This window comes from Kribbella sp. NPDC056345 (genome assembly GCF_042262745.1).
Taxonomy (GTDB): Bacteria; Actinomycetota; Actinomycetes; order Propionibacteriales; family Kribbellaceae; genus Kribbella.
This window is the reverse complement of the sequence record NZ_JBHJQQ010000014.1, coordinates 22,580-47,650: the sequence shown is the minus strand read 5'-3', so window position 1 is coordinate 47,650 and position 25,071 is coordinate 22,580. Positions and strand designations below refer to the sequence as shown.

Annotated in this window: 26 protein-coding genes; 11 read left to right on the top strand and 15 right to left on the bottom strand. The window is 67.6% G+C overall.

What is annotated here, in order from left to right; all coding sequences use genetic code 11:
• Positions 1-194: 194 nt before the first annotated feature.
• Entirely contained in the window at positions 195-2,285 is a 2,091-nt protein-coding gene (locus tag ACFCV3_RS35025) for a hypothetical protein (RefSeq protein WP_376037708.1), read from the top strand.
• Between the two features lie 109 nt (positions 2,286-2,394).
• Positions 2,395-2,616, top strand: coding sequence for a hypothetical protein (locus ACFCV3_RS35020; RefSeq protein ID WP_376037705.1), 222 nt, complete (start codon positions 2,395-2,397; stop codon positions 2,614-2,616).
• A 66-nt stretch (positions 2,617-2,682) separates the two neighbouring features.
• Here the strand turns inward: ACFCV3_RS35020 and fbaA are convergent, their stop codons facing one another.
• Together fbaA and ACFCV3_RS35010 are read right to left on the bottom strand one after the other, a co-directional pair.
• A complete protein-coding gene (gene fbaA, locus ACFCV3_RS35015; RefSeq protein WP_376037702.1) occupies positions 2,683-3,708 on the bottom strand; it encodes a class II fructose-bisphosphate aldolase in 1,026 nt (341 codons plus the stop codon).
• A 171-nt stretch (positions 3,709-3,879) separates the two neighbouring features.
• On the bottom strand, positions 3,880-4,599 hold the full coding sequence (locus ACFCV3_RS35010) for a GntR family transcriptional regulator (protein WP_376037699.1): 720 nt from the start codon (positions 4,597-4,599) through the stop codon (positions 3,880-3,882).
• Positions 4,600-4,711: 112 nt separating this feature from the next.
• Between ACFCV3_RS35010 and ACFCV3_RS35005 the strand changes: the two genes are divergently transcribed.
• Positions 4,712-5,758: an SIS domain-containing protein gene (locus ACFCV3_RS35005; RefSeq protein WP_376037696.1), complete on the top strand. Its 1,047-nt coding sequence runs from the start codon at positions 4,712-4,714 to the stop codon at positions 5,756-5,758.
• A 204-nt stretch (positions 5,759-5,962) separates the two neighbouring features.
• Here ACFCV3_RS35005 and ACFCV3_RS35000 read toward each other — a convergent pair whose 3' ends face one another.
• The 4 genes from ACFCV3_RS35000 to ACFCV3_RS34985 all read right to left on the bottom strand — a co-directional run bounded on the left by ACFCV3_RS35000 (position 5,963) and on the right by ACFCV3_RS34985 (position 8,926).
• On the bottom strand, positions 5,963-6,697 hold the full coding sequence (locus ACFCV3_RS35000; RefSeq protein ID WP_376037693.1) for a class I SAM-dependent methyltransferase: 735 nt from the start codon (positions 6,695-6,697) through the stop codon (positions 5,963-5,965).
• A 100-nt stretch (positions 6,698-6,797) separates the two neighbouring features.
• Positions 6,798-7,475 (bottom strand): response regulator, encoded by a 678-nt coding sequence (locus tag ACFCV3_RS34995; protein WP_376037691.1) that lies wholly within the window; start codon positions 7,473-7,475, stop codon positions 6,798-6,800.
• On the bottom strand, positions 7,472-8,617 hold the full coding sequence (locus ACFCV3_RS34990) for a sensor histidine kinase (RefSeq protein ID WP_376037688.1): 1,146 nt from the start codon (positions 8,615-8,617) through the stop codon (positions 7,472-7,474). The genes ACFCV3_RS34995 and ACFCV3_RS34990 overlap by 4 nt, the downstream gene beginning before the upstream one ends.
• Positions 8,618-8,620: 3 nt before the next feature.
• Positions 8,621-8,926 carry an MMPL family transporter gene (locus ACFCV3_RS34985; RefSeq protein WP_376037686.1) on the bottom strand — a complete coding sequence of 102 codons (306 nt, stop codon included), beginning with the start codon at positions 8,924-8,926 and terminating at the stop codon, positions 8,621-8,623.
• Positions 8,927-9,226: 300 nt separating this feature from the next.
• Between ACFCV3_RS34985 and ACFCV3_RS34980 the strand changes: the two genes are divergently transcribed.
• Positions 9,227-9,661, top strand: a complete 435-nt coding sequence (locus ACFCV3_RS34980) for a VOC family protein (RefSeq protein WP_376037683.1) — start codon at positions 9,227-9,229, stop codon at positions 9,659-9,661.
• Here the strand turns inward: ACFCV3_RS34980 and ACFCV3_RS34975 are convergent.
• A complete protein-coding gene (locus ACFCV3_RS34975; protein ID WP_376037681.1) occupies positions 9,639-10,421 on the bottom strand; it encodes an IclR family transcriptional regulator C-terminal domain-containing protein in 783 nt (260 codons plus the stop codon). The two genes, ACFCV3_RS34980 and ACFCV3_RS34975, sit on opposite strands and share 23 nt — an antisense overlap.
• Positions 10,422-10,485: 64 nt before the next feature.
• Here ACFCV3_RS34975 and ACFCV3_RS34970 point away from each other — a divergent pair, with 64 nt between their 5' ends.
• From ACFCV3_RS34970 to ACFCV3_RS34945, 6 genes are read left to right on the top strand one after another with little or no spacing between them, the layout of a single operon-like run.
• Positions 10,486-11,304 carry a CoA transferase subunit A gene (locus tag ACFCV3_RS34970; protein ID WP_376037679.1) on the top strand — a complete coding sequence of 273 codons (819 nt, stop codon included), beginning with the start codon at positions 10,486-10,488 and terminating at the stop codon, positions 11,302-11,304.
• Positions 11,297-12,052 carry a CoA-transferase subunit beta gene (locus ACFCV3_RS34965; protein ID WP_376037676.1) on the top strand — a complete coding sequence of 252 codons (756 nt, stop codon included), beginning with the start codon at positions 11,297-11,299 and terminating at the stop codon, positions 12,050-12,052. The genes ACFCV3_RS34970 and ACFCV3_RS34965 overlap by 8 nt, the downstream gene beginning before the upstream one ends.
• Positions 12,049-13,086, top strand: a complete 1,038-nt coding sequence (locus ACFCV3_RS34960) for a maleylacetate reductase (RefSeq protein ID WP_376037674.1) — start codon at positions 12,049-12,051, stop codon at positions 13,084-13,086. The genes ACFCV3_RS34965 and ACFCV3_RS34960 overlap by 4 nt, the downstream gene beginning before the upstream one ends.
• Entirely contained in the window at positions 13,083-14,285 is a 1,203-nt protein-coding gene (locus ACFCV3_RS34955; RefSeq protein WP_376037671.1) for a thiolase family protein, read from the top strand. Before ACFCV3_RS34960 ends, ACFCV3_RS34955 begins: the two co-directional genes overlap by 4 nt.
• Before the next feature lie 14 nt (positions 14,286-14,299).
• The gene (locus ACFCV3_RS34950; RefSeq protein ID WP_376037668.1) at positions 14,300-15,130 is read left to right on the top strand and encodes an intradiol ring-cleavage dioxygenase; all 831 of its coding nucleotides are present in this window, start codon (positions 14,300-14,302) and stop codon (positions 15,128-15,130) included.
• Positions 15,127-16,857: an FAD-dependent oxidoreductase gene (locus tag ACFCV3_RS34945; protein ID WP_376037665.1), complete on the top strand. Its 1,731-nt coding sequence runs from the start codon at positions 15,127-15,129 to the stop codon at positions 16,855-16,857. Before ACFCV3_RS34950 ends, ACFCV3_RS34945 begins: the two co-directional genes overlap by 4 nt.
• Here ACFCV3_RS34945 and ACFCV3_RS34940 read toward each other — a convergent pair.
• Both ACFCV3_RS34940 and ACFCV3_RS34935 read right to left on the bottom strand, forming a co-directional pair.
• A complete protein-coding gene (locus ACFCV3_RS34940; protein ID WP_132409272.1) occupies positions 16,846-17,034 on the bottom strand; it encodes a hypothetical protein in 189 nt (62 codons plus the stop codon). The genes ACFCV3_RS34945 and ACFCV3_RS34940 overlap by 12 nt on opposite strands.
• 130 nt (positions 17,035-17,164) lie before the next feature.
• On the bottom strand, positions 17,165-17,839 hold the full coding sequence (locus ACFCV3_RS34935) for a TrmH family RNA methyltransferase (protein ID WP_376037662.1): 675 nt from the start codon (positions 17,837-17,839) through the stop codon (positions 17,165-17,167).
• Positions 17,840-17,863: 24 nt separating this feature from the next.
• On the opposite strand from ACFCV3_RS34935, the gene ACFCV3_RS34930 reads away from it, so the two are divergent.
• Positions 17,864-18,559, top strand: coding sequence for a DedA family protein (locus ACFCV3_RS34930; RefSeq protein ID WP_376037660.1), 696 nt, complete (start codon positions 17,864-17,866; stop codon positions 18,557-18,559).
• Between the two features lie 3 nt (positions 18,560-18,562).
• On the opposite strand, the gene ACFCV3_RS34925 is transcribed toward ACFCV3_RS34930, so the two are convergent.
• From ACFCV3_RS34925 to ACFCV3_RS34900, 6 genes are all read right to left on the bottom strand, one after another.
• Positions 18,563-18,952 (bottom strand): hypothetical protein, encoded by a 390-nt coding sequence (locus ACFCV3_RS34925; protein ID WP_376037657.1) that lies wholly within the window; start codon positions 18,950-18,952, stop codon positions 18,563-18,565.
• Between the two features lie 126 nt (positions 18,953-19,078).
• Positions 19,079-22,063, bottom strand: a complete 2,985-nt coding sequence (locus ACFCV3_RS34920) for a BTAD domain-containing putative transcriptional regulator (RefSeq protein ID WP_376037655.1) — start codon at positions 22,061-22,063, stop codon at positions 19,079-19,081.
• Between the two features lie 243 nt (positions 22,064-22,306).
• Complete coding sequence (locus ACFCV3_RS34915) at positions 22,307-23,095, bottom strand: LemA family protein (protein WP_376037649.1); 789 nt, start codon at positions 23,093-23,095, stop codon at positions 22,307-22,309.
• A gap of 38 nt (positions 23,096-23,133) precedes the next feature.
• Positions 23,134-23,835, bottom strand: coding sequence for a hypothetical protein (locus ACFCV3_RS34910; RefSeq protein WP_376037646.1), 702 nt, complete (start codon positions 23,833-23,835; stop codon positions 23,134-23,136).
• A complete protein-coding gene (gene pyrE, locus ACFCV3_RS34905) occupies positions 23,835-24,377 on the bottom strand; it encodes an orotate phosphoribosyltransferase (RefSeq protein ID WP_376037644.1) in 543 nt (180 codons plus the stop codon). Before pyrE ends, ACFCV3_RS34910 begins: the two co-directional genes overlap by 1 nt.
• Positions 24,378-24,399: 22 nt before the next feature.
• Entirely contained in the window at positions 24,400-25,020 is a 621-nt protein-coding gene (locus tag ACFCV3_RS34900) for a class E sortase (protein ID WP_376037641.1), read from the bottom strand.
• Positions 25,021-25,071 lie beyond the last annotated feature (51 nt).

The window sequence follows — 25,071 nt, the reverse complement described above, 5'->3', positions numbered from 1 at the left end:
GAGCGATGAAAAGTCCCCTCCCAGACATTCTCAGAGCTGCCACATTCCAGATCTATAACCCGGCCTCCAGCCGTAGAGAATCGTGACGAAGCGGCGTACGCTACCTGACCTAATAGGGGGTAACGGAACGTAGTCGCCGACTGCGCCTAATCGATGAGGCGCGTGCAAACGGCCGGCGGTGTTCAAACAATCACTTGCCCGTCCGGCTGGATTCTCAGGCCGGACGGGCTGTCACCAATCTCGTGGGGGGAACGGTGCTGAAAGAACGTAGTAAGAGATTTTGGGAGAGGAAGCGGAAGGTCCGCGCACCGGACGGCGAGGCCCAGTGGCCGACGAAAGACATCAAGAAGCGGCGATGGCCCTTTGCATTACGCGCCGCCGAGGTCACCTTGTTCCTTTTGTTCGCCGCGGTTCTGGTCCTGTATCGCGGGGACCACCAAGTGTTCGTGGAGCTGCCGGTCCGCATTGCCATCGGGCTGGCCATCATCGGGGCGTTGCATCTGCTCGCCAAACGACATCTCAGACGTCAACTCGAGGACCTGGACACGCCACGGTTCCGCAAGGACGTCAGGGTAAGCAATGCGAACGCAGCCATGCTGCTCCAGCGCGCCGGGCGCTCTCGCTACAGTCCGGAACAGGCCAAGCTCTTCGCCTTGGCAGTGACCACGCCCGCCGCCGTGCGGCAACGCGTGGTCGACACCTTCGTCCCGGGCGGGCGAACCCTGGAACAGCGAGCGACTCTCGAGATCCAAGCTCCACCAGAGCTGCTCATCCCGTCGCCGGCAGCACAGCCAGGAGACGCCGATCCACACATCGTCTTCGTACCGGTCATCATTCCGAAGAAGGGAAAACTCCTCGACAACTTCCACCTGTGGGACGCCAATGGTGCACAGCTCACAGTTCTGTCGTATCGCGAATATCTGGACCTCGCAGCAGGTGTGCTGAAGGTCTTGCTGCAGGAGCTGCGAAAGGACGGACTCGGCGAATGCCAGGGGGCTTTCGAGCGTGCCGAGCGGTCCGCGGTGACGGAGATCATCGCCCGCCGTCACCCGGACGACGATGAGGAGCCGTCGCCGACCGCCAAGAACATCAGCAAACGACTGAGGCTGCTGAAACATCGCCAATGGGCTGTGCACCTGCACCTGTCGAGGACAGGCGACGCAGCACCGGAGCCGGCACCGGCAGCGACCTCGCCGGCGGCCTGGGAGCTCGTTGCAGCTCTACCAGTCAGGTCCGATCCTCTGGCCGAGGCCCTTCGCGGGACCATCGCCGCGTTCGTCAAGATCCTCTCCGAGTCGTACTGCATCGCCGCGGCCGTCCGGCTCGACGATCAGTTCCGCACGCTGCTCACCTACGAGCAGACGTTGATCCCGGACCTCGACCTGAGCAATTCGTCGATGCCGTGGGTCGCGGATTTCATCGGACGCCTGCGGATCGCGATGGGGACTCGACCCCCCACCCTGACGCTGGCGGTCTCGAACGCGTTCACCTGCCAGAGCTACCACATGCGAGTGGGAGTCGGTGACAACTTGTATGTCAGCAAACAAGTTCCCATCGAGTTCGGCTCATTGGTGGACAACAAGGCGCCCGGAGCGCCAACGGTTCCACACATGCGTTTCCAACGACGGCTTGGACAGCCACATGCTCATTTCTATGCGCGCTACATGCCCGAGCCAGAGGCACCGCGGCCACCGGGCGAGGTCATTCTGGACGGCCGCCGGCCAAGTCCGGAGCAGGACGGCAAAGCCACGGAGCAGGCCGAGCCGGCAGCAGCAGGCCCGGTTCCGGTACCCAGGATCCGCTTCGTCTTCGCGGAAGTGCCTCCAGGTTCACTGATCCGCGCCACCGTGGCCGCAGGCTCCGCAGCTGCCACCATCTGGCTCATCGCCTTCCTCAGCAAGTTCGGCGGCATGGACACCGATGCTCCCGCCTACCTGCTGACCTTCCCAGCCGTCATAGCCGCCTGGATGGGTTTCGAGTCGCAGGCCGGCAAGCGCATAGAGGGGACATTGCGAGCACGGTTGGTCCTGCTCTTCACCGCACTCACCTCGATCGCGGCGAGCGGGCTCTTCGTCGCACACAAGTCGGTGAAGGCCGAGGCCTGGCCGAAACTCCCGGACGGCTACTCGCTCCTTGGCGTAGCAGACCTGTGGTGGGCGATTCTGGTCGCGGCATCGATCGCCAATGCCTTGTACATCAGTTACAAGTACTACGTCCTCACTCTCCAGTTCACCGTCCACTCGACCCGCGAACAACCTGGAAACAGCTTCATTCAGCACGGCTGAACGCCGGTTAATTGCCATGACAGAAAGTGAGAACGTGGTTATGACGGGTCATAGCGAGGTACACTCCCTAGCCTCTAGCACCGACGCTTCATGGCAAGGGGGTGGCCGGATGGCGACATTCCGGTCCGACAGTCGACCTGCCGGATATTACGCCGACGCACACGATTGGCCGGTGGGGGTCAAGCATTCGTTTGCACCAGACCAGGTGATTGCGGCACTGAATCATGCGATCACCTCGGACGCCTGGACGCAGGCCAAGCAAAGCCTGCGTGACACTCCGGACAACTGGACCAGCGAGGAGTGCGTCAACCGCACTCAGAACTCCAGCTGACAAAAAGCCGAAGGGGACGCTCCGTCCGGCATCAGCCGGAAGGAACGTCCCCTCAGGAACGAAAGATCAGGCGTTCAGCGACGTGCCCGTGGAGCGGAGGCTCTCGCAGGCTTCCTTGACGCGGTCGGCCATGCCGGCCTCGGCGGCCTTGCCCCAGGCGCGGGGGTCGTAGGCCTTCTTGTTGCCGACCTCACCGTCGACCTTCAGTACGCCGTCGTAGTTGCCGAACATGTGCGCCGCGACCGGGCGGGTGAACGCGTACTGCGTGTCGGTGTCGACGTTCATCTTGATCACACCGTGGTCGACCGCGGCGCGGATCTCCTCCAGGGTCGAGCCGGAGCCGCCGTGGAAGACCAGGTCGAACGGGCGCTCCTTGCCGATCTTGGCGCCGACCGCGTCCTGGATGTCCTTCAGGATCTCCGGGCGCAGCTTGACCGAGCCCGGCTTGTAGACGCCGTGCACGTTGCCGAAGGTGAGCGCGGTCAGGTAGCGGCCGTGCTCACCGGCGCCGAGGGCCTCGACCGTGGCCAGGCCGTCCTCGACGGTGGTGTAGAGCTTGTCGTTGATCTCGTTGGCGACGCCGTCCTCCTCACCGCCGACGACACCCACCTCGATCTCCAGCACGATCTTCGCCGCCGCCGCCTTGGCGAGCAGGTCCTTGGCGATCTCGAGGTTCTCCTCCAGCGGCACCGCGGAGCCGTCCCACATGTGCGACTGGAACAGCGGGTTCTCGCCGCGCGCGACGCGCTCGGCGGAGATCTCCAGCAGCGGCCGGACGAAGCCGTCCAGCTTGTCCTTGGGGCAGTGGTCGGTGTGCAGCGCGATGTTCACGTCGAAGTTCTTGGCGACCTCGTGCGCGTACGCCGCCAGGGCGACGGAGCCGGTGACCATGTTCTTCACGGTCGACCCGGACAGGTACTCGGCGCCGCCGGTGGAGACCTGGACGATGCCGTCCGAGCCCGCCTCGGCGAAGCCACGGATCGCGGCGATCAGCGTCTGCGAGGAGCTGACATTGATGGCCGGGTAGGCGAAGCGGTTCTGCTTGGCCTTGTCCAGCATCTCGGCGTAGACCTCAGGGGTGGCAATAGGCATGTCTCGCGGTACTCCTCACAACAAAGTTCCTGTGGGTTGAGCTCCAGTATCACCGCCGGGCACTTCGTCGTACCCAGCAGCCTGCCTGCCGAGCCGGCCAGGTGGCCGGGGAGCGAACAGCAGACGAACAGACCAGTTGATGAACAGGACCGATCCAGTTTGTTACAGCTTTCAGGCCGACCCGGAGCGCGGGCCCCGCGGGGTGAGGGCCATGTGCAGCCGGTACCGGTCGGCCCGGTAGGCCGACCAGGACAGCTCGACGACCTTGCGGCCGGCGAAGGTGGTGCGCTCGAGGACCAGCAGGGGTGCCCGCCTGGCCACGCCGAGAACCCGGGCCACATGACCGTCGGCGTTGTCCGCCCGGACGGTCTGCTCACCGGAGGTGACGACGACGTCGTACTCGCTGGCGAAGACGTCGTACAGGGTGCCGAGCTCGCGGCCGAGCAGGCCGGGGAAGAGCGCGGACGGATAGAAGCCGACCTCGTAGGCCATCGGCGAGGCATCGGCCGTGCGCAGCCGCTCGACCCGGATCACCTTGGTGCCCTTGGCGACCCGCAACCCCTTCGAGGTCTCGTCGGAGGCCTCGATCTCGGTGGCCGACAGCACCACCGTGCCGGGCTCCAGGCCGCGCGCCCGCATCTCCCGGGAGAACGAGGTCAGGTGCAGCTGGGAGTCGACCTGCGGGCCGGTGACGAAGGTGCCCTTGCCGTGCACCCGCTCCAGCGCGCCGGACTCGACCAGGTCGCTGATCGCCTGCCGGACGGTCACCCGGGACACGTTCAGCTTGTCCACCAGGGCCCGCTCCGAGGGGATCGGATCCCCCGGGTGCAGCTCGACATCGATCAGTCGTTCCAGCACCGATCGGACCTGGGCCCGCTTCGTCGCCACCATCGAAACTCGATCCTCCAGACCTGGGCGGGACTCGGGGGTGCCCCGGGACGCCGCTCACTGCTATCGTGCGCAGCATACCTGTTAAGACCAGATAGGACCAGTGATCGCAGTGGTGTCTGTCCCCGCCCCGGCAACCCAGATGGCGCGCGAGATCGCCGAGCAACCGGCCGCCCTGGCCGCGACGTTCGAGCACGTTCTCCCGCTGCGGCACGACATCACGCGGCTCGCCGCGGGTCGCCGCAACGTCATCTTCGTGGCCCGGGGGTCGTCCGACAACGCGAGTGTGTACGGGCGCTATCTGACCGAGATCCACGCCGGCCGGCAGGCCGCGCTGGCTGCTCCGTCGGTCGCGACGCTGTACGGCGCCAACCTCGACCTGTCGAACTCGCTGGTCGTGGCGGTGAGCCAGTCCGGGGCGACCCAGGAGATCGTCGAGACCGCGGAGTGGGCCAAGCGCAACGGCGCCGCCGTGGTCGGCATCACCAACGACGGCGACAGCCAGCTCGCCTCGACCGCGGACGTCGCGCTGATCACCCAGGCCGGCAAGGAGCTCGCGGTCCCGGCGACCAAGACCTACACCACCCAGCTGGCCGCGATCACGGTCGTCGTCGATGCACTCGCGCAGAAGCCGGGCACGCTGGACACCGATATCGCCCGCGTTCCGGATGCCGCCGCGAAGATGCTCGAGGGTTCGGTCGAGGAGGCCGCCGCGCTGCTCGCCGGTGCGCACGACGTGCTCGCCAGCGGCCGTGGCCTGACCTTCGGCACCACGCTCGAGGTGGCGCTCAAGCTCGAGGAGACCTGCCTCCAGCCGGTCCGCGGCCTGTCGTACGCCGACCTGAAGCACGGCCCGATCGCGGTCGTCGACGCCGACCTGGTCACCATCCTGGTCGCCGCCGGCGAGGGCCCGGCGCTGCCCGGTATGACCGAGCTGGCCGGCCTGGTCCGCGAGAAGGGCAGCAAGATCCTCGGCATCGGCGGCGACCCGACCTTCGCCTCCCGCTGCGACGTGAACCTGCCCGGCCCGGACCTGCCCGAGACCCTGGCCCCGCTGGCCCTCGTCATCCCGGCCCAGCGCGCGATCGAGGCCCTGGCCCGCAAACTCGGCCTCGACCCCGACGCCCCCCGCGGCCTCCGCAAGGTCACCCAAACCGACTGAAAGCCCGAGACCGGCCGGGGTGTTCCTCCTGGCGCGCCTGAGTTCCTCGAGTCTCAGCGTGTCAGGAGGACGGTGCCCCCAACCACGAAATAGGCCAGCGCCAACGCGTACAGAACCTTCCTTAGCAAGGTGGCGATCCCGTACCGGATGACCGAAGCTTGGTCAGCTCGTGCAGTATCCCGAGGCGATGGCGGCGATCAGCGCTCAGCTGTCGCGTTCGGCGCTGACGATCAGGAAGTTCGGCAGTGCGACGTAGGACTCGATCGCGTCGATTCCGCTGTCTCGTGCGGCCTGTGGATCAAGTCTCGGTTCGCACAGTTCGGTCACGCGACACCCGAGGCCGATGACCTCGTTGATGTAGGCCGACAGCGGGCGGTGGAAGTCGGGCGCATGGCCCGCTGGCATCTCGTACTCATCCAGGTACCGATCAAGTTGGTAATGACCGTGATCCCGCCATGTCGGGTAGAGATTCTCGAACGCCGGATGAGTGATCGAGAAGACGAACCGCCCGCCCGGCTTCAGTGCGCCGACGCACGCCGCCATCGCCGACTGCCAGGCGGGTATGGCGAGTAGCACCATGCTGCAGATCACCGCATCGAACGGCTGACCGACCTCCGGCAACGTCGAGAGATCAGCCTGCACGAACCTGATCCCCTGACGCCGCTCTTGCTCGATCTTCTGAGCGCGTGCCAGCAGTGCGGCAGCCGGCTCCACACCAACCACCTGGGCTCCGCGTGCGGCCAACAGCCGGCTCAAATAGCCTTCGCCACTGCCTGCATCGAGGACTTTCCGGCCATCGACAGGCCCCAGCATCCGGAGCAGGTTCCCATTCAGCAAGTGGCGCTTGGGAAAGTCACCCTGATCGTCGTACGCCTCAATCGCGTCAGTCGGCATCGCCGACCACGCTGCGATCGCCTCTGCATTACTGATCATGGACATGCAGTCACACCTCTCCGACGACAGATAGGCAGGGACAGCCACGTAACCTACCGCCTCGCCAATGAAGGTGGCATGTCGCGAACGAGCTCCGGTCGGGCTCCTAGGGTGGGTCTCCTTGGTTGGAGGCTCGGACCAGGCCGGATTCGTAGGCGGCGATCACCAGTTGGGCGCGGTCGCGGGCGTCCAGCTTGGTCAGTAGCCGGCTCACGTAGGTCTTCGCGGTCAGCGGACTGATCACCAGTTGTTCGGCGAGTTCGCCGTTGCTCAGGCCGCGGCCGATCAGCGTCAGTACCTCGCGTTCCCGCCTGGTCAGCGCGGCCAGTGCGCCGAGTGCGGGGCCGGCCGGATCGGGTTGCCTCAGCACTCTTTCGATGAGTGCCTGGGTCGCGCCGGGCGACAGCAGTGCCTCGCCGGCGGCTACGGTACGGATGGCGGTCAGCAGGTGCGCGGGTTTGGTGTCCTTGACCAGGAATCCGCTCGCTCCCGCACGCAACGCGGCCACCACGTTGTGGTCGCTCTCGAACGTGGTCAGGATCAGCACCCGTACGCCGCTCAGATCCTCGTCGGCCGCGATTGTGCCGGTGGCAGTGATGCCGTCCGTCCCCGGCATCCGGATGTCCATCACGACGACGTCGGCCCGGGTCGACCGGACCAGCTCGACCGCCTCGTCGCCGTCGGCGGCTTCCCCGACGACCTCCATATCCGGTGCGGAGCGGACGAGCATCGCGAAGGCGCTCCGGACCAGCTCCTGGTCGTCGGCCAGCACCACCCTGATCATCGCGCGCCCGGAACAGATACGGTCGCCGCGACCCGGAATCCGCCGTACCGGCCGTCGCCGGTGACCAGCTGACCACCGACGGATTGCGCCCGCTCGTTCATCCCCGCGATGCCGTAGCCGGCTGTGCTGCCGCTGTCGGACCTGCCCCGGCCGTCGTCCGTGACCTCGAGCCGAACCTCCTCGACGTCGTACTCGAGCTGCACCAGCGCGTGTCGAGCGTGCGCGTGTTTCACCACGTTGGTCAGGGCCTCCTGCGCGATCCGGTAGAGGGTGATCTCGACGGCTGCCGGCAGCGGCCGACTGGTGCCACTGATTCGCAGCTCGACCTGTACGCCGACTGCCGTGGTCACCGCTACGAGCCGGGCCAGGCCGGCGAGGTCCGGCGTCGGGTGCCGCTCCACGTCGACCTCGTTGCCGCGGAGGACGTCGAGGGTGGTTCTCAGTTCGGCCAGTACGGCGCTGCTCGCGTCCGCCACCGTGTGCAGTGACTGCGAGACCGGAGCGAGGGTCAGATCGTCGGTGCGCTCGTCGAGCAGATGAGCGGCCACACCGGCATGCGAGTTGATCACGACGATGTGGTGGGCCAGGACGTCGTGCAGGTCGCGCGCGATCCGCAGCCGCTCCTCGGCGACCCGGCGCTCGCTCGTCTCGGTGAGCAAGGCGCGGTGCAGACGCATTGCCTGGCCGCCAACCGCGGCGACCGCGAACCAGCCAAGGGGACTGATCACCTCCGCGCCGATCGATTCGTCTTGCGGGACGCTCGCGCTCACCAGGACTCCGACGACGCTGATTCCGACCATCGCCAGTGTTGAGGCGCGAGAGGTGGTCAGAGAGACCGTGTAGATGAGGACCACCGCTACCGGGAGCATGATTTCGTGCGTGTAGTTCAAGGCGTGGTAGACCATCTGGATGGCTAGACAGACGAGCAGCGCCTGGATCGGGTAGCGGCGTCTGACGAGAACCGGCAGGGTCGCCAGGACGAGCAGGGTGATTCCGAGAGCGTCGAGTTGCCCGTCGTCGAACCAGTGCCGCGGCAGGGCGAGGACGGCGGCCACCGGCAGGACCAGCAGCGCCGCGGTCAGCAGCAGGTCGCCCCTGCCGATCCCCCACCGCCTCGCTCCAGCCAAGACCACCGTCCCCATCCCTCAGCTCCGTTCCTCGCCGACCAGCACCGGCTCGTCCGGGGCTGCTGCCGGTTCTGGGTCGTCCACGCGGCGGCTCGGCCACCAGATCCATCGGCGCAGGCCCACCATCATCGGCGCCAGCAGCGCAGGCGCTACCAGCAGAGTCTGCAGCAGAACCCCGACGGCGACCACCACACCCATCTCCACCATCGGCACGAACGGCAGCGACGCCAGCACCGCGAAGGTTGCCGCCAGCACCAATCCGGCCGACGCGATCACCGGCGCGGTCGCCCGCACCGCCGGGCAACTGATCGGTGACGTCGTCACTCTGCACGTCACCCAGTCCCGCCGCCAGCGGAAACACCGCCACCAGCAACAGCACCCATACCGCGACCACACCCCACTTACCTCACCGCCCGGCCGGCAACGTGAACACGAGAACCTCCCCTGTCTTTGGACCTCAAACACTGGCCCAGCAGGTCAGCTGATTCGTCCGCCCGCAGTGGACAATCCGCACTACTCCCGTGGTCGACAAGCCTTGCCAAGTAGCGGACGTAACCTGTCCTCTTCTGCTGGGAGAGTGGAGACATCCGAACAGCAGAAGAGGGTGGACCGATGTTGCGAGGCATGGCGACGGTGAGTTACTACGCGGACGACGTGAAGGCGGCGCGCGACTGGTACGCGGAGTTCCTCGGGGTCGAGGCGTACTTCGCGCTGCCGTCACAGGAGGAACCGTCGTACGTCGAGTTCCGGATCGGGGACTTCCAGGCCGAGCTCGGCATCATCAACGCCAAGTTCGCACCGCACAGGGTGGACGGCGGACCGGCCGGCGCGATCCTCAACTGGCACGTGGACGACCTCGAAGGAACGCTGGCCCGGCTGGTCGAGCTCGGCGCGACGGTCAACGAGGGCGTCGTCGACCATGGCGACTCGGGCTTCCGCACGGCGTCGGTGGTCGACCCCTTCGGCAACCTGCTCGGCATCATGAACAACCCGCACTACCTGGAGATCGTCGAGTCGACGGTGCCCAAGGTGGGGGCTAGAGGTGACCGCGGTGTTTGAGGGCGGTGGTGATCTGGGTGGCTGCGTGTAGGAGGTGGGGGAGGACTTCTTGGCGGAGCGAGTCCGGGGTGGAGCGGGAGGCGTGGGCGGAGACGTTGAGGGCGGCGACGATGTGGCCGCGGGAGTTGTGGATGGGGGCCGCGAGGGAGCGGAGGCCTAGCTCGAGCTCCTGGTCGACGAGGGCGTAGCCGTCGGTGCGGGTCTGGTCGATGGCGGCCCGGAGGAGGTCGGGTGCGGTGACCGTGTGGGGGGTGAGCTGATCGGTCTGTACGTCGGACAGGTAGACGTCCAGCTCGACTGCCCCCAGACCCGCCAGGAGGACGCGGCCCATTGAGGTCGGGTACGCCGGGAGCCGGGCACCGACCCCCAGGGCGACGGTCATGATGCGGCTGGTGGGGACCCGGGCGACGTACACGATGTCGGGAAGGTCGAGCGTCGCGATCGAGCAGGACTCGCGGGTCGCGGCGCTGAGCTCCTCCATGTACGGACCGGCGAGCTCGCCTAGGTCCAGCGAGGACAGGTAGGCCCAGCCGAGGGCGAGCACGCGCGGGGTCAGTGAGAACTGGCGGCCGTCGGTGCGGACATAACCGAGCTCCGACAAGGTCAACAAGATCCGCCTGGCCGTGGCCGGCGTGATGCCGACGTCGCGAGCCACCTCGCTCAGCGTCAGGGCCGGTGCGTCGGCGGAGAACGCACGAATCACCGCGAGCCCACGCTCGAGCCCCTGCAGGAACGTCCCACTGGACGCTTCACCGGCCATCGGCTAGCCTACTTTTCGTTGAAAGAAGAACTTTTCGCTCGGCGAAATCATAGTGGAGCCGCGCATGCCACGTCCAGTCCCCCTCGACGAAGCGATAGCGACTCACGTCCACGACGGCGACACCGTCGCGCTCGAGGGCTTCACCCACCTGATCCCGTTCGCCGCCGCGCACGAGATCGCCCGGCAGGGCCGCCGGCACCTGAAGCTCGTCCGGATGACACCCGACGTCGTCTACGACCAACTGATCGGCCTCGGCGTCGCGGACGAGCTTGTCTTCTCGTACGGCGGCAATCCGGGCGTCGGCTCCTTGCACCGGCTGCGGGACGCCGTGGAGCAGCACTGGCCGCACAAACTCGTCGTCCACGAACACAGTCACGCCGGACTCGCCAACGCGTACGTCGCCGGCGCCGGCCGACTGCCGTTCGCCGTACTGCGGGGATATCGCGGTACTGATCTGGAGCAGCAGAGCGACATCATCAGCCGGGTCACGTGTCCGTTCACCGGCGAGGAGTTGGCCGCGGTGAAGGCGGTGAACCCGGATGTGACCGTCATCCACGCCCAGCTCGCCGACCCCGAGGGCAACGTGATGCTGTGGGGACTGACCGGCGTACAACGTGAGGCGGTGCTCGCGGCCGACCGGGCGATCGTCACGGTCGAGGAGATCGTCGACGAGTTCCCCGAGCGGACGGGTGCGGTGATTCTGCCGGAGTGGGCGCTGAAGGCGGTGAGCGTCGTACCGGGTGGGGCCTGGCCGTCCTACGCACTCGGCTATTCCACGAGGGACAACGACTTCTACCAGCAATGGGACGTCGTGTCGCGGGATCGCGGCGCCTTCCTCGCCTGGGCTAAGGAGAACGGACTGGAGGCGGCTGCCGATGTCTGAGAGCTGGAACAGCGCGGACATGATGAACGTCGCCGCCGCCCGCGAACTGCATGACGGGGACGTGTGCCTGGTCGGCGTCGGCCCGCCCAACCTCGCGGCGAACCTGGCCAGGCACACGCATGCGCCGGGCTGCCGTCTCGTCTACGAATCGGGAGCGATCGACGCCAAACCGCGTCGGCTGCCACTGTCGATCGGGGACGACGACCTGGCCGCGACCGCGACCTCGGTGGTGTCGGTGCCGGAGATGTTCAACTACTGGGTCGGCGCCGGCCGGATCGACGTCGGGTTCCTCGGGGCCGCGCAGATCGACCGGTTCGCGAATATCAACACGACCGTGATCGGCGACCACGACAACCCGAAGACGCGGCTCCCGGGCGCCGGCGGGGCACCGGAGATCGCGGCCAACGCCGGGCGGGTGATCGTGATCGTGAAGCAGTCGCTCCGGACGTTCGTCGAGCAGGTCGACTTCGTCACGAGCGTCGGCTACGGGCCGACCGGGCGCGAACGGCAGGCACCCGGCGCCGGGCCGACGCTGGTGATCACCGACCACGGCGTCCTCGAGCCGGACCCGGAGACCAACGAGCTGACGCTGACCCGCCTGCATCCCGGTGTCACCGTCGAGCAGGCCCGTGCGGTCACCGGCTGGGACCTGAAGGTTGCCGATGGCATCGAAACTGTCCCGGCGCCCACCGAGGTAGAGCTGGACATGCTGCGCAGACTGCGCGCCCGGGAGGTCATCGGAGCATGACCGAGCCCTTCGTGCACACGTCGTACGCGAGCCGGGTCGTCTTCGGACCGGGCACGCTCCAGCAGGTGGCCGCCGAGGTCGAGCTCCTGGGCGTACGGCGGGCGCTCCTGATCGCGACCGGATCGGCGCAGCAGGCCGCCGACGAAACCCAAGTAGCGTTGAAGGAACTCTTCGCCGGCCGCATCGACGGCGTCCGGCAGCACGTCCCGACCGAGGTTGCCGAGGCAGCGCGCGCGAAGGCACGGGAGGTGAACGCCGACGGAGTGGTGGCGATCGGCGGCGGCTCGGCGATCGGATTGGCCAAGGCGATCGCGCTCACAGCAGACGTGCAGATCCTGGCCGTGCCGACGACGTACGCCGGGTCCGAGATGACGCCGGTGTGGGGCGAGACGAGCGGTGGCAGCAAGACCACCGGCACCGACCTGAGGGTGCTGCCGAAGACGGTCGTGTACGACCCGACGCTCACTCTCCAGCTCCCACTGCACACGACAGCCGCGAGCGTGGCGAACGCACTCGCACACTGCGTGGAGGCGGTGTGGACAGAGAAGGCGAACCCCATCACCGAAACCACTGCCGTCGAGGCCGCCCGCGCCCTCAGCAAAGGGCTGCGCACAACGCTCGCGAACCCCACCGATATAGATGCCAGAAGCAACCTTCTGTTCGGGGCCTGCTTGGCTGGTTCCGCGCTAGCCTCGGCCGGCACCGGCGTCCACCACAAGCTGTGTCACCTCCTCGGTGGTACCTACAACCTGCCGCACGCGGAGACTCACGCGGCTGTGCTCCCCCAGGTCGCCCGGGTGAAGGCCGTCGAAGTGCCACAAGCCAAAGCCCGCTTGGAAGAAGCGCTCCAGACCCACGACCTGGCGACCGGCCTGTTCGATCTGTTCGCCGCGGCCAACGTCCCGACGAGCCTGCAGGCACTTGGACTGACAAGAGAGCAGGCGAAAGAGGCCGCCGATCGCTTCCCGGGCGACGTGGAAGAGATTCTCACCAGAGCGTGGGCCGGGACCAGGCCCGAAGGAGCGACCCGATGAGATCCGCCTACCTGCTGGACGCCGTCCGCACCCCGGTCGGCAAACTCGGCGGCGCGTTGTCCGGCGCGCGCCCCGACGACCTTGCCGCAGTCACCCTCCAAGAGTTGGCCGAGCGAACAAAGATAGACCCGGCCGAGCTCGACGACGTCTTCCTCGGCAACGCGAACGGCGCCGGCGAGGAGAACCGCGATGTCGCCCGGATGGCCGCCCTGCTGGCCGGCTTCCCGACCAGCGTCCCCGGTACGACGGTCAACCGGCTCTGCGGGTCCGGTCTCGAAGCCGCGATCCAGGCCGCCCGCGCAGTCGAGACCGGCGACGCGAGTCTGGTGATCGCCGGTGGCGTGGAATCGATGAGCCGCGCACCCTGGGTCCTCCCGAAGCCCGACCGAGCCTTCCCCCACGGCAGCCTCCAGGCCGAGTCGACCTCCCTGGGCTGGCGATTCATCAACCCACGCATGCCGAAGGAGTGGACGGTCTCCCTCGGCGAGGCGACCGAGCAACTCGCCGAGAAGTACAAAATCACCCGCGAAGCGCAGGATCTGTTCGCCCTGGAGAGTCACGAGAAGGCGGCCAAGGCCTGGGCAGCGGGAGCCTTCGACGACGAAGTGCTCCCCTGGGACCGCCTCACCACAATCCTCCCGAAGAAGCACACGCCGTTGACTCGGGACGAGTCGATCCGCGACGGCAGCACGCCAGAGTTGATGGCCAAGCTGAAGCCCGCCTTCCGCGACAACGGCACCGTCACCGCCGGCAACGCATCCACGTTGAACGACGGAGCGTCCGCCGTACTGATCGGTGACGAAGCAACCGCGGCCAAGCTCAACCTCGAGCCGATGGCAAGGATTGTCAGCCGGGCGGTGCACGGCGTGGAGCCGCAGTACTTCGGGATCGGCCCGGTCGAGGCCGCCAACAAGGCCCTGGCCAAGGCGGGCATCGGCTGGAACGACCTCACGCTGGTCGAGCTCAACGAGGCGTACGCCGCGCAGAGCCTGGCCTGCCTGGGTCAATGGCCCGATCTCGACCACACCTTGGTCAACGTGAACGGCGGAGCAATCGCCCTCGGGCATCCCCTGGGCAGCTCCGGCACGCGCATTCTCACCACCCTCGCGCACGAGCTGAAGCGGCGCGGCGGCGGCTACGGACTGGCCACTCTCTGCATCGGCGTCGGGCAGGGGCTGGCGATGGTGATCGAAGCCTAGAAGGAGCAGACCGGATGGACCTGCAAGGAGAAGACCTGACGGACGCGGTGGTGGCCAGCTTCGAACCGAGCCTGGAGCCGCGGACCAAGGAGGTGATGAGTGCGCTCGTGCGGCATCTGCACGCGTTCGCGCGGGAGATCCACCTCACCGAGGACGAGTACTTCCTCGCCATCGATTTCCTCACCCGCACCGGCCAGATCTCCACCGGGACCAGACAGGAGTTCGTGCTCCTGGCCGACGTCCTCGGCCTGTCCATGCTGACCGTCGGCCTCGGCAATCCGGCGACCAGCGGCGTCACCGAGTCGACGGTCTTCGGTCCGTTCTTCGTCGAGGGTTCACCCGAGGTGAAGAACGGCGACGACATCGCGAACGGCGCTCCCGGCGTACCGTGCCTGGTCAGCGGCCGGGTCCTCAACACCAAGGGTGAACCCATTGCCGATGCAAGGGTGGAGACCTGGCAGGCCGATGAGGACGGTTTCTACGACGTCCAGAAGGAAGGTCTGACCGGTCCGCAGAACCGCGGCCACCTAACTACCGATGCCGAGGGCAACTATTCGTTCTGGGCGGTGAAACCGGTCGCGTACCCGATCCCCGTCGACGGCCCGGTCGGTGAGCTGCTCCGCGCCGGCGGTCGCGGCTGGATGCGACCGGCGCACATCCACTTCATGGTCACCGCCCCCGGCTACCACCGGCTGATCACCCATGTCTTCGAAAACGGCGACCCGTACCTCAACCAGGACGCCGTGTTCGGTGTGAAGGACTCCCTGGTCACCGACTTCACCGAACACCCCGATGGCCACTACTCCGTCACCTACGACCTGGTACTTGCTGAGGAGTCGCAATGATCACCACCGACGTACTGATCGTCGGCAGTGGCCCCGCCGGTGGGGCCACGTCGCTGTTCCTGTCGTCGTACGGCGTCGACAACATCGTGCTCACCCGCTACGGCTGGACCGCCAACACGCCACGCGCCCACATCACCAACCAGCGCACGATCGAGGTCATGCGCGATATGGGCATCGAGGACCAGATCACCAGCAAGGGCACCGCACATCACCTGATGGGCCAGACCGCCTTCTGCACCAGCCTCGCCGGTGAGGAGATCGGCCGGATCCGTACGTGGGGCACGCATCCGCGCCGGCTCGCCGACTACACCGAAGCCAGCCCGGTACTACCACTCGATCTCCCGCAGACGCTGTTCGAACCCATCCTGATCAGTACGGCGGCCTCCCGCGGCGCGCGGGTCCGGTTCGACACCGAGTACCTGGCACTCGAGCAGGACGACGACGGGGTGACCGCGACAGTCCGCGATCGACTGAGCAACGAGACCTATCAGATCAGAGCGAAGTACCTGATCGGCGCGGATGGCGGCCGCAGCAAGGTCGCGCAGGACATCGGTCTACCGATGGCCGGTGCGATGGACATCGAGGGCTCGATGAACATCGTCTTCGAGGCCGACCTCTCCAAGTACGTCGCGCATCGGCCGAGCGTCCTCTACTGGGTCCTGCAGCCGGGTGCGCAGATCGGCGGGATCGGCGCCGGCCTGATCCGGATGGTCCGCCCGTGGACCGAATGGCTGATCGTCTGGGGTTACGACATCACGCAGCCGCCGCCAGTGGTGGACGAGGCGATGGCGACCGAGATCGTGCACAACCTGGTGGGTGACGACACGATCGACGTGAAGCTGAAGAGCACCTCGGTGTGGAGCGTGAACCACATGTACGCCGAGAAAGCGTCGGCCGGGCGCGTGTTCTGCATGGGTGACGCGATCCACCGGCATCCGCCGAGCAACGGTCTTGGTTCGAACACGTCGATCCAGGACGCGTACAACCTGGCCTGGAAGCTCTCCCTCGTCCTCAAGGGCCAGGCATCGCCGTCCCTGCTCACCACCTATGACGAGGAGCGGACCCCGATCGCCAAGCAGATCGTGGATCGGGCGAACAAGAGCCGCACCCAGTTCGGCCAGATCTTCAAGGCACTCGGGATGACCCCGGACGCACCGGCCGGCCGAACCATCGAGTCCCGCAAGGACGACACCCCCGAAGGCATCGCGCAGCGCGAAGAACTGCGGACCGCGATCGAGCTCAAGGACTACGAGTTCAACGCGCACGGTGTCGAGCTGGGGCAGCGGTACCGGTCGGCCGCGGTCATCACCGACGGTACGCCGCAACCGCCGTACGACCGCGATCCCGAGCTGTACTACCACCCGACCACTTGGCCGGGTGCACGCATCCCGCACTGCTGGCTGACCCGCGGATCCGACACCGTCAGCACCCTAGACGTGGTTGGCAAAGGCCGGTTCACCCTGCTCACCGGGATCGGCGGCGAAGCCTGGGTCAAGGCCGCACAGTCCGTCTCCGAACACCTCGGCGTACCGATCGAGCCGTTCGTGATCGGCCCCGGCCGTGAACTCGAGGACCTGTACGGCGACTGGTCGCGTGTGCGCGAGATCGGTGACAACGGATGCCTGCTCGTCCGCCCGGACGCGCACATCGCCTACCGCGCGTCCGAGCTACCTACCGATCCGACCGAGACCCTGCAACAGGCCGTCAACCAACTGCTAGGCCGCTGACGACTGGGCGGCCTCACGGAGAATCCGGTCGAGGATCGCCGAGATCTCCGCGGTCTCGGCATCCAGCAACGTGATCAGCGCGACCCGCGACGACTCCGAGCGCGCCTCCAGAGCGGCCGCGCTCAGGGCGCGCACCGTCCCCAGCTCGTGGATCAGTTCGTCCCACAGTGAACTCATCTACATCCCCTGTTTTCCCGTCACAAACCCAGTCGGCGCGCGTGAGGGCGCGCCGCCCCGCCCGAGGGGCTGACTTTGGTCGAGAAGCCTCACTTCTGTCAGAGGATCAACGGGCCACCACCCGATTGGGTTACGCGTCAGGTATCGATTGTCCGAACGTGTGCCGCCGGATCCAGCCGTGCATGGCGATCGCGGCGGCCGCGCTCGCGTTGATCGAGCGCGTCGATCCGAACTGCGCGATCGACAGCACCGCCGTACAGATCTTGTGGGCCTCGTCGGTCAGCCCCGGCCCCTCCTGCCCGAACAGCAGCACACAACCGGCCGGCAGGTCGTAGGTCTCCAGCGGCACCGATCCCGGCAGGTTGTCGATCCCGATCACCGGCAACTGACGCTCGGCGGCGTACGTCGCGAGGTCCGCGAGCTGCGGGTGGTGGCGGACATGCTGGTAGCGGTCGGTGACCATGGCGCCACGCCGGTTCCACTTCCGGTTACCGACGATGTGCACCTCGGCGGCCAGGAACGCGTTCGCTGTGCGGACGACCGATCCGATGTTCAGGTCGTGCTGCCAGTTCTCGATCGCGACGTGGAACGGGTTCCGCTGCCGGTCGAGGTCCTCGACGATCGCCTCCAGCCGCCAGTACCGGTACTTGTCGACCACGTTCCGCCGGTCACCGCCGGAGAGCAGCTCCGGATCCAGCCGCGGGTCGTCCGGCCACTCGCCCGCCCAGGGGCCGACCCCGACCTCCTGAGGGCCGACCACGTCGGTCCCGCGGAGGTCCTTCTCATCACGATTGAGCTCCTGCACAGGTTGGGACGCTACCCTGTGCGCGTGCTTGTACAACTCGCGATGCTGATGCCGGACTGGATGGACCCCGAGTGGCTGCTGAACTGGTTGGGCGATTGGGCCCTCTGGGGCACCCTCCTCGTCATCTTCATCGAGTGCGGGGTGCTGTTCCCGATCCTGCCCGGTGACTCGCTGCTGTTCGCAGTCGGCCTGTTCATCGCGCGCGGCACGATCGACGTCCCGCTGTGGCTGGCCTGCGTGCTGCTGACGGTCGCGGCGTTCCTGGGCAACGTGTCCGGGTACTACATCGGCCGGGTGCTCGGGACCTCGTTGTTCACCAACCCGAACGCGAAGTTCCTGAAGCCGAAGTACATCGTGCAGACGCACGAGTTCTTCGAGCGCTACGGACCGCGGGCGCTGGTGCTGGCCCGGTTCGTCCCGATCGTGCGCACGTTCATCACGATCGTGGCCGGCGCCGGGAAGATGGACCCGAAGAAGTTCTTCCTCTGGACCGGGATCGGCGCGATCATCTGGGCGCCCGGGATCACCCTGCTCGGGCACGCGCTGGGCAACGTGGAGTTCATCCACGCCCACCTCGAGTCGGCGCTGATCCTGCTGGTGCTGGTCTCGCTGCTCCCGATGGTCGTCGAGATCGTGCTGGCCCGCCGGCGCAAGAAGCTCGGCGGCAGCGAGGCCGCGGCGAAGCATGCGGCCCCGAAGCACGCCGGCGTCAACGACTGAGCGTCACTGACCGAACGGGAAAACCGGGTCCGACCAGATCCAGTCCGTGCTCACCTCACTGAGCACGGCAATGGCCACCGGACCGTCGAGCAACGGGCCGACCACCTGACCGGAGCCGAGTGCACAAGCCACCCGGATCCGGTCAACCGCCTGGTACCAGACCAGCGCCCCCCGTGGCGCCGTCCCTTCGTGCAGAAGGGCGTGGTGGTCGAGCCATTTCACCGCGTCGGCCGCATCGTGCCAGCCGCTGTCCTGCGCATAACCAAAAGCCATTCGCTGGAATTTCAGCGGCCAGTCCTGCCAGGCCGTCGACCCCAGTCGTTCGAGCTGCCAGTTCAACGCCGCCTCGGTGTCCCGCGGGTTCGTCACCCGGCCGGGAATCCGGCGCTCCACAACAACATCCCCCCAGGCCATTAGGCATCCCCCGATCCCCGTAGTCCGCCGGCCCCTGTTGCCGTGGCACAACAAATACTGGCGGGTCGCGATACAGCAGCCGTACATTGCCCCGCTGTACGGCGATCAGACCGCGGCAGCGTCGTTCTCGAACGCGGCCAGCTCCCGGCGGCAGGCGGTGGCGCGGGCGTCGTGGCCGGCCTGCTGCCAGACCCGCGCGGCCCGGTCGAAGGTCCGGCGGGCCCAATCCAGGTTGCCGGTCTGGAGATAGAGCCGGCCGAGATGTTGCGCGGCCTGGCCCTCGACACTGCGATCGCCGAGCCGTCGTCCGATCTCCATCGAGTCCAGCAGCATCTTGCGGGCCGCGGCCAGCTCGCCGCACTTCATCAGCGCATGCCCGAGATCGGCACGCGCCCAGGCCGCACAGTGGTCGTCACCCAGGCCGGTGAAAGTGCTCAGCGAGTGCCTCAGCTGCCGGACCGCCTGGTAGTGGCGGCCCTGATGGGTCCGCAGTTCCGCGATCCGCCGCCGTACCTTCGCCACGCGGTGTGCGTCGGCCAGCCGCACGCCGAGCAGGAACGACTCGGCCAGATAGCGCCCAGCCGTGACGGTGTCGTCGCGGGACAGCCAGATCGACGACGCCGCGGTCCGTGCGACCGCTTCGGCGTTCGCGTTGCCGACCTCCATGAAGGCCTCGATCGCCTTCTCGTACTGCGCGAGGCTCTCGTCGGGCCGGCCGCGTTCACGCAACCAGGTGCCGAGACCGACCGCGCTGATGCCGTCGCCGTACCGGTCCCCGACCTCGGCGAAGATCGTCGCCGCCTGGTCGAGGTGATACGAGGCCGTGTCCCAGTCGTCCTGGTAGATCCCCAGCTGACCGAGGTTGCGATGCATGATCGCCTCACCCCATCGGTCACCGGACACGATCGCGCTCTGCAGCCCCTGCCGGTGCGACTCACCCCAGTCGTCGAACCCGGCCCGCATGTCGAGGTACGGCCCCCAGGCCGACGCGATCCGCCACGCATACTCGTGCAGACCGTTCTGGGCCGCGGCCCGGATCGCGGGCACGAAGGTACTGCGTTCGCTGTCGAACCAGGCGATCGCATCGGTCTCGGTGAACGGCGCCGGGTCCGGTGACGTCAACGGCCCGGTGTGCTCCAGTACGCCGAAGTACTCGACCGCGAGCGCCTTGTTCGCACGCCGGATCTTGTTCAGGATCGCGTCGACCACAGTCGCCACGTCCTTGACGGCATCGGCCTGCTGGCTCTCGTCGCCGACCCCGATCGCATGCAGGCGCAGCAGGTCGTGCATCCGGTAGCGCGCCGTACCGCGATGGTCGACGGAGCTGATCCGGACCAGGTTGACCTCGATCAGCCGGTCCAGGCTGCGGCGCACCGCGGCTGGAGACGCGATCGCCTCCAGGGCTCGCGCGGAGAAGACACCGACCGCGAAGTGGCCGATCAGTCGGTACAGCCGGGCCTCGTCCGGGCTCAGCGCGTCGTAGCTCAGGTCGGCGCTGGCCCGGACGGCCAGCTCGCCGATACTCAGCTCATCGAGCCGGGAGCTCTCGTCCCGCAGCCTCCGGGCAAGCTCACCTGGGCTCAGGTCCGGGCGCTGGGCCAGCCGGCTGCCAACGATCCGGATCGCCAGGGGAAGGTTGCCGCAGGCAGCCAGAATCTCCTCGGCGGCGGACGTCGTCCGGTCGACGCGGCCGGCACCGGCCACGGACTCCAGCAGCGCAGCGGCCTCGCCGTCGTCGAAGGTGTCCAGGGGCAAGCTGTCCGCGCCGGCCAGATCTGCCAGCCGGTTGCGGCTCGTCACGACCACCGCGGACGCCCCGGTGCCCGGCATCAACGGTGTGACCTGACCGGCGGTGGCGACGTCGTCGAGGATGATGAGCACCCGGCGGCTGGCCAGCTCGGACCGCAGCATCGCCGAACGGCGCTCGGGATCGGTGGGGATCGCGTAGTCGGGCAGGTTGAGGCTGAGCAGCAGATCGGTCAGCGCGGCCGCCGGATCACGAGGCTGCGTGGCCCCGTGCATGTCGAGATAGATCTGCCCGTCCGGGAAGGAATCCCTGACCATATGGCCCAGCCGGACGGCCAGCGAGGTCTTGCCCGTTCCCGGCGCACCGGAGACGACCGCGATCGGTGGCCGGACCGGGTCGCGACCGCAGACCAGATCGCGGAGCTGCTCCAAGTGCTCCCCGCGACCACTGAAGTCGGGCAGATCGAGCGGCAGCTGACTCGGTGGGCGCAGCGGTTCAGTGAGCTCCGGGGCCGCCATCGGGCCCGGCGGAGCCTCGGTTGCTGGGCGTTCCGGCGTACTGAGCGCTGCTGGGATACCTGGGTTCGGCCAGTTGGCCGAGCGGCCGTTCTCGGCACGCGCCCCGGCTGCCTCGAGCTCTGGGCCGGGTTTGATGTCCAGCTCGTCGGCGAGCGTCTGAACAGCCTTCCCGTACGCCGCTCGCGCCTCGCCGACTCGACCAGCCGCCAGGAGCGCGTCCACGAGCCGCCGCCACAGCTGTTCGTCGTACGGGTCGTCGGTGAGACGGGCAGTGAGCAGTACGGCGGCGCCGCCGGCATCGCCGTACTGGAGGCGCAGGTCGAGCAGGCTGTCGACGAGGCCGCGGTGCTGAGCCTCGAGCCGGTTCAGCGAGCCCTCCCAGGCCGCCGGGATGATCAGGTCCTCCAGCGGGCGGCCGCGCCACAGGGCGTAGGCCCGGGACAGCACCTGCATGGCCTGCCGGCCGTCACCGGCGTCGCGGAGGTGGCCGCCCTCGGCGAGGAGCGATTCGAACAGGCTCGCGTCGAGCTCGTCGACGCCGACCTCGATGCTGTAGCCGGCCGCCGACGTGTCGATCGAGGCCGGCAGACCGGCGTCCTGCAGCACACCGCGCAGGGCGCGGACGTAGGTACGGATGTTCGCCGTCGCGGAGCGTGGTGGAGTGCTCTCCCACAGTGCGTCCGCGATCAGGTCGGTGGAGACGAAACGGTTCGGGTGCAGGAGCAGGGTGGCCAGCAGTTGCCGCGGTTTCGCGGCCTTCAGCGGCTGCCCCTGAGCGTGGCTGAGACGTAGGGGCCCGAGGATCCCGTACCTCGGACTGTCCACTCGCCTACCCTCTCCACTCTCGAACCGCCCCATCGTGGCATCCCGCCGTACCGCGCGGGAAGCCCGATGTACGCCGGATGTATCTCAGTCGGGCAGGCTTGACACAGGTACCGGGGGGAGGCAGGGGCTGGGGCACGGCGACCGACCGCCGCCGCGCCCTGGACCCAGCACCGGAGGAGTTCGGGATCGGGGGTCCTGAGCCATGGGGAAACCGGTGCCTAGGAGTGTCCGCCAGGCACTCCGTCAGTGGCCGCCGGTAAAGGGTGGCTGTCCGTCCTGCGGGCTGGGGGAACCCGCAGGCGGGCCGCCCACCGGCGGTCCCTGGGGAGCGCCGTACGGCGGCTGTCCCGGCGCCTGCTGCTGGTAGCCGCCCTGGTCGCCCGGCATCTGCGGGTGGATCTGGCCCGAGGACTGCACGCCCGGCTGCATCTGCGGCGGCGCCTGCTCACCGGCCACCGAGCCGATGGTCCCGAACGAGACCTGCGGAACCGCGCGGACCGCCTCGTCCCTCACCTCGAAGTAGCCGGCCTTCTCGAACTTGAACGCGCCCGCGACGATATTCGACGGGACCGACTCGACCCGGGTGTTGTAGTCACCGACGTTCGCGTTGTAGAACCGGCGGCCGGCCGCGATCCGGTCCTCGGTGTCGGTCAGCTCGCGCTGCAGACCGAGGAAGTTCTGGTTGGACTGCAGCTGCGGGTAGGCCTCGACCGAGATCATCATCTGCCGCAGCGCACCGGACAGCTCACCCTCGGCGGCGGCCCGCTGCTCCGGGGTCGCGCCCTGGACGTTCACCGCCTGCGTCCGCAGCCGGGCGACCTCCTCGAACACGTGCCGCTCGTGCGCGGCGTACGCCCGGACGGTCTCGACCAGGTTGGGGATCAGGTCGTACCGGCGGTGCAGCTCGACATCGATCTGCCGCCAGGATTCCTGGATCAGGTTCCGCTGCTTCACGAACCGGTTGTACGACGCGATCAGGGCGATGCCCAGAATCACGACGATCACCACGATCGCGATGATGACAAACGTCATTGCCTTGCTCCCGAGTGTTGGCGATGCTGGCCAAGACTCTACGGGTTACGGAGTTCTACCCCGGCGTAGTCGCGCCAGACGTACGGCGGAACCTGGCCGGCCACCTGCTCGAGCAGCTGCAGGCGGCGCAGCACCTCGGTGGGATCGTGCGGGCCGGAGTCCCAGCCGACCAGCGAGTTGCCCTCGATCCGCCAGCCGATCTCGCCGCGGGCCAGCAGCAGCTCCATCATCTGCGGGTGCACCACGGCGTGGCCGAAGCGCTCGTCGTCCGCCTTCACCCGGAACGCGCGGTTGAACTGGTCGCTCTCGAACTGCAGGTCGCGGAAGCCGAACGCGTTCGCGACTGCTCCGCCGAAGATCCCTTCGTGGGTGACCTCGAGGTGTGGCAGGGCGCCCGGCAACTGCAGGACGACGACGCCGAACTTGTGGGTGGTGGTCCGGCGCTGGCCTTTACCGTTCGAGGTGTGCGTCTGATAGCTGTAGTCGAAGGCAACCATCTGGTGCCCGTTGAACAGCCCGGTCAGGACGTTCTTCACCCGCCAGTTGTCACCGGTCCGGAACGGCGTTCCGTTCCAGTTGCCTGCCAACGCGTTGTTGTACGGCGCATACGACCAGCCGTACTGGGCCGCGAAACCGGCGAACAGCTCGCGGCGCTTCTTGGCCTGGACGTAACTGAAGTAGATGATCCCCGCCGCCAGCAGAACCACCAGCAGGACCAGCAGAATCGGCCCGACGTTCATTACAGCCCCAGGTCGTCGAGACCGAACACGGCCCGGTACTGCAGGCCCTCCGACTCCACCTTCTCCTTGGCGCCGGTGGCCCGGTCCACGATGACCGCGACCGCGACCACCTCGGCACCCGCCTCGCGCAGCGCCTCGACAGCAGTCAGCACCGAACCGCCGGTGGTGGAGGTGTCCTCGACCGCGAGCACCCGGCGGCCCTTGACCTCCGGGCCCTCGATCCGCCGCTGCAGGCCGTGCGTCTTCTCGGCCTTGCGCACCACGAACGCGTCCAACGTCCGGCCCTGCTGCGCGGCCGCGTGCAGCATCGACATCGCGACCGGGTCCGCACCGAGCGTGAGCCCGCCGACCGCGTCGTACTCGATGTCCTTGGTCAGCTCGAGCATCGCCGGGCCGATCAGCGGCGCCGCGGCCGCATCCAGCGTGATCCGGCGCAGGTCGACGTAGTAATCGGCTTCCTTGCCCGACGCCAGCGTCACCTTGCCGTGCACGATGGCCTTCGACTTCACCTGATCCAGCAGCGCGTCCCGGTCGTAGCTCATGAGGCCACAGCTTAGAGGGGTCTCAGGTCTTCTTGCTGACGTGGACCAGTCGGCCGAAGGCGACCGAGCGGTCCGGGGAGTGGAACAGGTCCTGGCAGGTGGTCAGCGTGATGATCGACTTGGTGGCGGTCTCCCGCGGTTTGCCCGGGACCGGTTCGAGCACCCAGTTGTCGGCCGGCTTCACGGTCAGGTCGCGCGGCGAACCGTCCAGCTCGTAGGTGTAGATCGCCTCGCCGGTCTCGACGATCACCTGGTCGCCCTTGCGCAGTTCGAGCAGCTTGCGGAACGGCGAACCGTGGGTGACCCGGTGCCCGGCGATCGCGAAGTTCCCCGGCTGACCGGGCAGCTGCGTCTGCGGGTAGTGCCCGATCCCGCGCGCGAGCTCACCCTTGCCGACCCCCTCGATGACCGGCTTCTCCCAGCCGTCGCCGAACTTGGGGATCCGGACCAGTACGACGGGGTCTCCCTCGGCCGGTGTCTTCTTGGCGGGCTTCTTCCACTGCTCGCGGAGCGCGTTCTCCGCCTCACCCATCTGCTGGTTCGCCGTGATCCCGGTCCCGAAGTACTGCCACCCGACCCACCCGAGCAGACCGACGCCCGCGACGAGCAGGACGATCCCGAGACCCCTGATCACTCCCCGCATGCCGACAAGTATGCAGTTGAACTGCAAAGGCTGTGTACCACGTGTCGATGG

Bases quoted from the DNA above. Each gene is read 5' to 3' on its own strand.
- ACFCV3_RS35020 (WP_376037705.1), top strand. From the start codon at position 2,395: ATGGCGACATTCCGGTCCGACAGTCGACCTGCCGGATATTACGCCGAC.
- fbaA (WP_376037702.1), bottom strand. From the start codon at position 3,708: ATGCCTATTGCCACCCCTGAGGTCTACGCCGAGATGCTGGACAAGGCC.
- ACFCV3_RS35010 (WP_376037699.1), bottom strand. From the start codon at position 4,599: ATGGTGGCGACGAAGCGGGCCCAGGTCCGATCGGTGCTGGAACGACTG.
- ACFCV3_RS35000 (WP_376037693.1), bottom strand. From the start codon at position 6,697: ATGTCCATGATCAGTAATGCAGAGGCGATCGCAGCGTGGTCGGCGATG.
- ACFCV3_RS34995 (WP_376037691.1), bottom strand. From the start codon at position 7,475: ATGATCAGGGTGGTGCTGGCCGACGACCAGGAGCTGGTCCGGAGCGCC.
- ACFCV3_RS34990 (WP_376037688.1), bottom strand. From the start codon at position 8,617: ATGGGGACGGTGGTCTTGGCTGGAGCGAGGCGGTGGGGGATCGGCAGG.
- ACFCV3_RS34980 (WP_376037683.1), top strand. From the start codon at position 9,227: ATGGCGACGGTGAGTTACTACGCGGACGACGTGAAGGCGGCGCGCGAC.
- ACFCV3_RS34975 (WP_376037681.1), bottom strand. From the start codon at position 10,421: ATGGCCGGTGAAGCGTCCAGTGGGACGTTCCTGCAGGGGCTCGAGCGT.
- ACFCV3_RS34970 (WP_376037679.1), top strand. From the start codon at position 10,486: ATGCCACGTCCAGTCCCCCTCGACGAAGCGATAGCGACTCACGTCCAC.
- ACFCV3_RS34965 (WP_376037676.1), top strand. From the start codon at position 11,297: ATGTCTGAGAGCTGGAACAGCGCGGACATGATGAACGTCGCCGCCGCC.
- ACFCV3_RS34960 (WP_376037674.1), top strand. From the start codon at position 12,049: ATGACCGAGCCCTTCGTGCACACGTCGTACGCGAGCCGGGTCGTCTTC.
- ACFCV3_RS34955 (WP_376037671.1), top strand. From the start codon at position 13,083: ATGAGATCCGCCTACCTGCTGGACGCCGTCCGCACCCCGGTCGGCAAA.
- ACFCV3_RS34950 (WP_376037668.1), top strand. From the start codon at position 14,300: ATGGACCTGCAAGGAGAAGACCTGACGGACGCGGTGGTGGCCAGCTTC.
- ACFCV3_RS34945 (WP_376037665.1), top strand. From the start codon at position 15,127: ATGATCACCACCGACGTACTGATCGTCGGCAGTGGCCCCGCCGGTGGG.
- ACFCV3_RS34940 (WP_132409272.1), bottom strand. From the start codon at position 17,034: ATGAGTTCACTGTGGGACGAACTGATCCACGAGCTGGGGACGGTGCGC.
- ACFCV3_RS34915 (WP_376037649.1), bottom strand. From the start codon at position 23,095: ATGACGTTTGTCATCATCGCGATCGTGGTGATCGTCGTGATTCTGGGC.
- ACFCV3_RS34910 (WP_376037646.1), bottom strand. From the start codon at position 23,835: ATGAACGTCGGGCCGATTCTGCTGGTCCTGCTGGTGGTTCTGCTGGCG.
- pyrE (WP_376037644.1), bottom strand. From the start codon at position 24,377: ATGAGCTACGACCGGGACGCGCTGCTGGATCAGGTGAAGTCGAAGGCC.
- ACFCV3_RS34900 (WP_376037641.1), bottom strand. From the start codon at position 25,020: ATGCGGGGAGTGATCAGGGGTCTCGGGATCGTCCTGCTCGTCGCGGGC.